5 protein-coding genes are annotated in these 6952 nt (G+C 72.1%); 3 read left to right on the forward strand and 2 right to left on the reverse strand.

The window, feature by feature from the left end:
- Positions 1 to 157 precede the first annotated feature (157 nt).
- The gene (locus ADL12_RS18035; protein WP_062703686.1) at positions 158 to 1090 is read right to left on the reverse strand and encodes a Ppx/GppA family phosphatase; all 933 of its coding nucleotides are present in this window, start codon (positions 1088 to 1090) and stop codon (positions 158 to 160) included.
- A gap of 74 nt (positions 1091 to 1164) precedes the next feature.
- Between ADL12_RS18035 and ADL12_RS18040 the strand changes: the two genes are divergently transcribed.
- Entirely contained in the window at positions 1165 to 2037 is an 873-nt protein-coding gene (locus tag ADL12_RS18040) for a DUF3109 family protein (protein WP_062703687.1), read from the forward strand.
- A gap of 49 nt (positions 2038 to 2086) precedes the next feature.
- On the opposite strand, the gene ADL12_RS18045 is transcribed toward ADL12_RS18040, so the two are convergent.
- The gene (locus ADL12_RS18045) at positions 2087 to 3904 is read right to left on the reverse strand and encodes a BACON domain-containing protein (protein WP_062703688.1); all 1818 of its coding nucleotides are present in this window, start codon (positions 3902 to 3904) and stop codon (positions 2087 to 2089) included.
- A gap of 215 nt (positions 3905 to 4119) precedes the next feature.
- Here ADL12_RS18045 and radA point away from each other — a divergent pair, with 215 nt between their 5' ends.
- Together radA and disA are read left to right on the forward strand one after the other, a co-directional pair.
- Positions 4120 to 5529, forward strand: coding sequence for a DNA repair protein RadA (gene radA / locus ADL12_RS18050; protein WP_062703689.1), 1410 nt, complete (start codon positions 4120 to 4122; stop codon positions 5527 to 5529).
- Positions 5530 to 5610: 81 nt separating this feature from the next.
- A complete protein-coding gene (gene disA / locus ADL12_RS18055; RefSeq protein WP_062703690.1) occupies positions 5611 to 6735 on the forward strand; it encodes a DNA integrity scanning diadenylate cyclase DisA in 1125 nt (374 codons plus the stop codon).
- Positions 6736 to 6952 lie beyond the last annotated feature (217 nt).

The raw sequence follows: 6952 nt of genomic DNA on the forward strand, positions 1-6952 counted from the left end.
GCGTAGTGAGGCGAAGGCCCCTGCGGGTGGGTGGGGGCTAGGGATGGGGGCGTCTCGTCCTCGAACGCCGGACGGGCTGAAATGCACGGACCGGCGCTGGGACGTGACCGTCGACACGGTGAGGCGAAGCCCCTGCCGGTGCCGCCGAAGGCACCCGTCACCCCACCGACAAATGATCCAGCTTCCGCAAGATCACGCCCTCCCGCAACGCCCAAGGACAGATTTCCAGCGTCTCCACCCCGAACAGATCCATCGCCCCCTCGGCCACCAGCGCCCCCGCCAGCAGCTGCCCCGCGCGCCCCTCCGAGACGCCCGGCAGTTCCGCGCGCTCGGCGACCGTCATGCCCGCCAGCCGCGGAACCCAGCCCTCCAAGGACTCCCGCTTGAGCTCGCGCTGGACGTACACGCCCTCCGCGGAGCGGGCCGCGCCGGCGAGGCGGGCAAGTTGCTTGAAGGTCTTCGACGTGGCGACCACGTGATCAGGAGCCCCGAAGCGGGCGAATTCGCCGACCGTACGGGCGATCTGGGCCCGGACATGCCGCCGCAGTGCCCGTATGTCCTCGGGATCGGGCGGATCACCCGGCAGCCAGCCCGCGGTGAGACGCCCCGCCCCCAGCGGCAGCGACACCGCGGCATCCGGCTCCTCGTCGATGCCGTACGCGATCTCCAGGGACCCGCCCCCGATGTCCAGCACCAACAGCTTCCCGGCCGACCACCCGAACCACCGCCGGGCGGCGAGAAACGTCAGCCGAGCCTCCTCCGCACCGCTGAGAACCTGCAGCTCGACCCCGGTCTCAGCCTTCACGCGCGCGAGGACGTCATCGGCGTTACTGGCCTCCCGCACCGCGGACGTCGCGAACGGCAGCACTTCCTCGACACCCTTGTCCTCGGCGGCCTGCAACGCCTCGTGGACGACGCCGACCAGTTTGTCGACCCCCTCGGGACCGATGGCCCCGGAGTCGTCGAGGAGTTGGGCAAGGCGCAGCTCCGCCTTGTGTGAGTGCGCGGGCAACGGGCGCGCGCCAGGGTGTGCATCCACCACCAGCAGATGCATCGTGTTCGATCCCACGTCGAGGACACCGAGTCTCATGTACGGAACGCTACTGCCACCTGGGCGATCCTCCGTCCTCGAAGCCGCAGCCACGGACGCCGTACTCTGGACCCGTGCCAAAGACGAAAAAGGCGAAGAACGAAAAGATGGACAAATCCCCCAAGGATTCCTCCAAGGGTTCTTCGCAGGCGAAGGCGGCAACCAAGCCCAAGAAGCCGAAGAACGGCTCCCCTGAACCGGACGAGAAGGGGCTCGACTTCGCTCGCGCATGGGTGGAATTCCCTGATCCGGCGGACGGCGAGCAGGTCTTCCGCTGCGATCTGACATGGCTGACCTCCCGTTGGAACTGCATCTTCGGCAGCGGCTGCCAGGGCATCCAGGCGGGCCGCGCGGACGACGGCTGCTGCACGCTGGGCGCGCACTTCTCGGACGAGGACGACGAGAAGCGGGTCGCCGAGCATGTGGCGAGACTCACGCCGGAGATCTGGCAGCACCACGACGAGGGCATGGAGCACGGCTGGGTCTCGGAGGACGAGGACGGCGACCGCCAGACCCGCCCCTACAACGGCTCGTGCATCTTCCAGAACCGCCCCGGTTTCGCGGGCGGCGCGGGCTGCTCGCTGCACATCCTCGCCCTGAAGGAGGGCCGCGAGCCGCTGGAGACCAAGCCGGACGTCTGCTGGCAACTGCCGGTGCGGCGGACGTACGACTGGATCGACCGGCCCGACGACACGCGCGTGCTGCAGGTGTCGATCGGCGAGTACGACCGCCGCGGCTGGGGGCCGGGCGGCCACGACCTGCACTGGTGGTGCACCTCGGCGACCTCGGCACACGGCGCCGGTGACCCGGTGTACGTGTCCTACCGGCCCGAGTTGATCGAGCTCATGGGCAAGGCGGGCTACGACCGCCTGGTCGAGCTGTGCGAGGCGCGACTGGCGTCGCAGCTGCCGTTGCTGGCACCGCATCCGGCTGATCCCGTCGGCTGAGGGGTCGGCCGGGAGGCCGCCCAGGGGGCCGGACGGCGCGACCGGCGTACTACGACGCCGACGGGCTCGGCTCGCCGCTGCCGCTGGGCGGCGGCGTCGGGCCCCCCGGATAGGACGGGCCGGACGGACCTGACGGGCCCGACGGCGACGGCTCGCCGGCCGTGGGCGACGGATCGGGCGACGAGGGCGGCGGCTCGCTGGGCATGGGGTCGGGCGGAGCCGAGGTCGTCGGCGTCGGATCGGGCCCGGAGGACGAGGGCGGCGGGCTGCTCGGCGTCCCGGGGGCGGTCGGATCGCCGGGATGGGTCGGGTCGGTGGGGTACGGATCCGGGCCAGGGCCCGGGCCGTGACCTGGGTCGGACGGACTGGGGGCGGTGCCGTAGCCCTCGATGGAGACGAGGGCGCCGGCGGGTGAGACCGCCACGCGCGCGCTCCAGTGCCCGGACGGCTCGCGCAGATGGTCGACGTACACCTTGATCGTCAACGACTCGCCGGGCGCCAGCGTTCCCGTCGACTGACTCAGATACAGCCAGTGCGCACCGGTGGTCGCGGACCAGCGCACCGGCGTGCGCCCCGTCGCCGTGAGGGTGACGAGCGTGGTGTCGCCGCTGTTGCCGGCCGACACCTCCAGGTGCCCGGCGCCCGCCCCGCGCCCGCCGCCGACGCTGATGACCTCCACGAAGACGTCGGGTCGGTCGCGATCACCGAAACGGTCACCGCGCTTGGCGCTCGCATTGCCGGCGTTCTCGTAGCCGCCGTCCGCGGTCTCCCCGTCGAGCATGCCGGGGCCGTGCGCCTCGCTCGCGCTGGCCGAGTGGCCGTCGACGCCTTCGCCGGTCGGGGTGCCCCGGTAGGCGGCCCACAGCGCGAGGACGGGGGCGGCGACGACGGTGGCGACGACGGTCGTCGTGACGGCACGCGCGCGTAGCCGGTCCCTGCGGGCGGCACGATCCTTCGGATCCATCGGGAAGCCACGCCGGTCGAACCGCGGTACGGCGCCGCCTCGCGCGCGTGGGCGGTGCGTCAAGGCCATGTGCAGGGCCGCGCGGGGCGCTTCCAGGACGGGCAGTTCGGCGGGGGTGACGGCCGCGCCGGGCCACCGGCCGGGGATCGCGCGCTCGGCGGTACGGCGACAGCGGGGGCAGTCGTCGACGTGCCGGACGAGCTCGCGGCGCAGGGCCGTGCCGAGCACGAGCTGGTTGTCGCCGGTGAGCCGGGCGACGCTCGGACAGGCGCCGGTCTCGACGACGGCGAGCGCCGCGCGCGTGCGCTCGACCTCGCAGGCCGCGGAGGCGAGCAGCTCGCGGGCGGCGGCCAGGTCCATGCCGAGGACGGCGGCGACCTCGTGGGCGGCGAGGTGGTGGCGTACGGCGAGTTCGAGGGCCTCGCGCTGCTCCGGGGTGGTGCCGGCGGCCTCCGGCCAGGCGAGCAGGGCGAGTTCACGGCGCCGCTGCTCCTGGACCTCCTCGGAGACGGGCGGGCAGGAGGTCGGTGCCGCCGACTGCCGCTGGGTGCCGGGCCGGCCCGCCGCATGGCTGCCCAGACGTTTCTGCTTGGCCTCGGCCAGCTTGCGCAGGCATGCCCAGCGGGCCAGCGCGTACAGCCAGGGACGCCGGTCCGCGGCGGCCTGCGGCACCCGCTGCCCGCGCCGCTCGGCGAGCGCGAGGACGTCGCCGAGGGCGGCGGTCGCGGCGTCGTGGTCGCACAGGACGGACAGGCAGTAGGTGAACAGCCCGTCCAGATACGGCTCGTAGCGCGCGGGCGGCCGCTGCGCCAACGTACGCGCCGCCGCCCGATCACGCGCCTCCCGGTGCGCTCGATGGGCGCCGGCGGTGCGGGTCGAGGTTTCCGGACTGCTGCTCATCATTGGTGGACCGTAGGGGGCCGGGAGAGGCGCCTTCTCCCTGCTTGAGCTCTTTTAATCCATACGGGTGAAACGATCCCTCAATAGGGGACAGGAACGCCGAATTCCATGGTTTGTGCATGACGAAGCGGCCGTACGGCAGCCCGAAGCGGCGCTGCACACACAGCTGCACACACAGCCGTACGGCGTTGTCAGTGGGCTCGGTTACGGTTCATCGCATGGCTGCCCGTACCAAGACCACGAAGGACCGCCCGTCCTACCGCTGCACGGAGTGCGGCTGGCAGACGGCCAAGTGGCTCGGCCGCTGCCCCGAGTGCCAGGCATGGGGGACGGTCGAGGAGTACGGCACGCCCGCGGTCCGTACGACGACGCCGGGGCGGGTGACGACGTCCGCGGTGCCCATCGGGCAGGTCGACGGGCGGCAGGCCACCGCGCGGTCCACCGGCGTGCCCGAGCTGGACCGGGTGCTCGGCGGTGGACTGGTGCCCGGCGCGGTGGTGCTCCTCGCGGGCGAACCCGGCGTCGGCAAGTCCACGCTGCTGCTCGACGTGGCGGCCAAGTCGGCGAGCGACGAGCACCGCACCCTCTATGTCACCGGTGAGGAGTCGGCGAGCCAGGTGCGGCTGCGCGCCGACCGCATCGGCGCCATCGACGACCATCTGTATCTCGCCGCCGAGACCGATCTGGCCGCCGTGCTGGGCCACTTGGACGCGGTGAAGCCCTCCCTGCTCATCCTCGACTCCGTGCAGACCGTGGCCTCCCCGGAGATCGACGGTGCGCCCGGCGGTATGGCGCAGGTCCGCGAGGTGGCCGGCGCCCTGATCCGGGCGTCCAAGGAGCGCGGGATGTCCACGCTCCTGGTGGGACACGTCACCAAGGACGGCGCCATCGCCGGACCCCGCCTCCTCGAACACCTCGTGGACGTGGTGCTCAGCTTCGAGGGCGACCGGCACGCGCGCCTGCGTCTCGTGCGGGGCGTCAAGAACCGCTACGGCGCGACGGACGAGGTCGGCTGCTTCGAACTGCACGATGAGGGCATCACGGGCCTTGCCGACCCGAGCGGACTTTTCCTGACGCGTCGGGCCGAACCGGTCCCCGGCACCTGCCTGACGGTCACCTTGGAGGGCCGCCGCCCGCTGGTGGCCGAGGTCCAGGCGCTCACGGTCGACTCGCAGATCCCCTCGCCCCGCCGTACGACGTCCGGCCTGGAGACGTCCCGCGTCTCGATGATGCTGGCCGTGCTGGAGCAGCGTGGGCGGATCAGCGCGCTCGGCAAACGGGACATCTACTCCGCGACGGTCGGCGGCGTGAAACTCTCGGAACCCGCGGCCGACCTCGCCGTCGCCCTCGCGCTGGCCTCCGCCGCCAGCGACACCCCCCTGCCCAAGAACCTCGTCGCGATCGGCGAGGTGGGCCTCGCGGGCGAGGTCAGACGGGTCACGGGCGTGCAGCGCAGGCTCGCCGAAGCACACCGCCTGGGCTTCACGCACGCGCTCGTGCCGGGCGACCCGGGCAAGATCCCGGCGGGCATGAAGGTGCTGGAAGTGGCCGACATAGGGGACGCCCTCCGGGTCCTTCCGCGCTCGCGTCGGCGAGAGGCCCCACGGGACGAGGAGGACCGCCGGTAGACTTTGCCCTGGTCTCGCCCGTCCGTACGAACCAAGTGTGCGAAACGGGAGCGCCCCAGAACCTGCGACCGGAGGAGTGCAGTGGCAGCCAACGACCGGGTAGCAGCTCCCGGAAAGTCCGGTGGGAGTGCCGGTTCCGATGGCCTGATGCGCGCCTCGCTGAGCGCGGTGGCACCCGGCACAGCACTGCGGGACGGTCTCGAACGAGTCCTCCGCGGCAACACCGGCGGGCTCATCGTGCTCGGCTTCGACAAGACCGTCGAGACGATGTGTACGGGCGGATTCGTCCTGGATGTCGAGTTTGCGGCGACGCGTCTGCGGGAGCTGTGCAAGCTCGACGGCGGCATCGTGCTGTCGTCCGACCTGTCGAAGATCCTGCGGGCGGGCGTGCAGTTCGTGCCCGACGCGACGATCCCGACGGAGGAGACGGGCACCCGGCACCGCACGGCGGACCGGGTCAGCAAGCAGGTCGGCTTCCCGGTCGTGTCGGTCTCCCAGTCGATGCGGCTCATCGCGCTGTACGTCGACGGACAGCGCCGTGTCCTGGAGGACTCGGCGGCGATCCTCTCCCGCGCCAACCAGGCTCTGGCGACCCTGGAGCGCTACAAGCTCCGCCTCGACGAGGTCGCGGGAACGTTGTCAGCGCTGGAGATCGAGGACCTGGTGACGGTCCGCGACGTCTCCGCGGTCGCCCAGCGACTGGAGATGGTGCGCCGTATCGCGACCGAGATCGCCGAGTACGTGGTGGAGCTGGGCACGGACGGCCGCCTTCTGGCCCTCCAGCTGGACGAGTTGATCGCGGGCGTGGAGCCCGAGCGCGAGCTTGTGGTGCGTGATTACGTCCCCGAGCCGACGGCCAAGCGTTCCCGCACGGTCGACGAGGCCCTGTACGAGCTGGACGCCCTCACCCACGCCGAGCTCCTGGAACTCGCCACCGTGGCCAAGGCGTTGGGCTACACGGGGTCCCCGGAGGCGCTGGACTCAGCGGTGTCCCCGCGCGGCTTCCGCCTCCTGGCCAAGGTGCCGAGGCTGCCCGGCGCGATCATCGACCGCCTGGTGGAACACTTCGGCGGCCTGCAGAAGCTGCTCGCCGCCAGCGTGGACGACCTCCAGACGGTGGACGGCGTCGGGGAGGCCCGGGCGCGGAGTGTCCGGGAGGGACTCTCGCGCCTGGCGGAGAGCTCGATCCTGGAGCGGTACGTCTAGCGGTACGTCTGGTCGGCGAGCCGTGTCCCGCGGCACTCGGCGCTGCCGTGAGGCCGGGGCGGCACGCAGCCCGGCGCGGCGGGGCGCCGCCCGCTAGGGCCTGTCCGGCGGATCAGGTCGGCTGCAAGGGACGGCACCTCATCAACGCAGGTGAGCGGGGCCTGGTGCGTCCAGCTGCAAGGCGGAGGAGCCGTGTCGATCAGCCGCTACCGCGGCG

Origin of the sequence: Streptomyces regalis (assembly GCF_001509475.1) — a bacterium.
In the GTDB taxonomy this organism is placed as follows: domain Bacteria; phylum Actinomycetota; class Actinomycetes; order Streptomycetales; family Streptomycetaceae; genus Streptomyces; species Streptomyces regalis.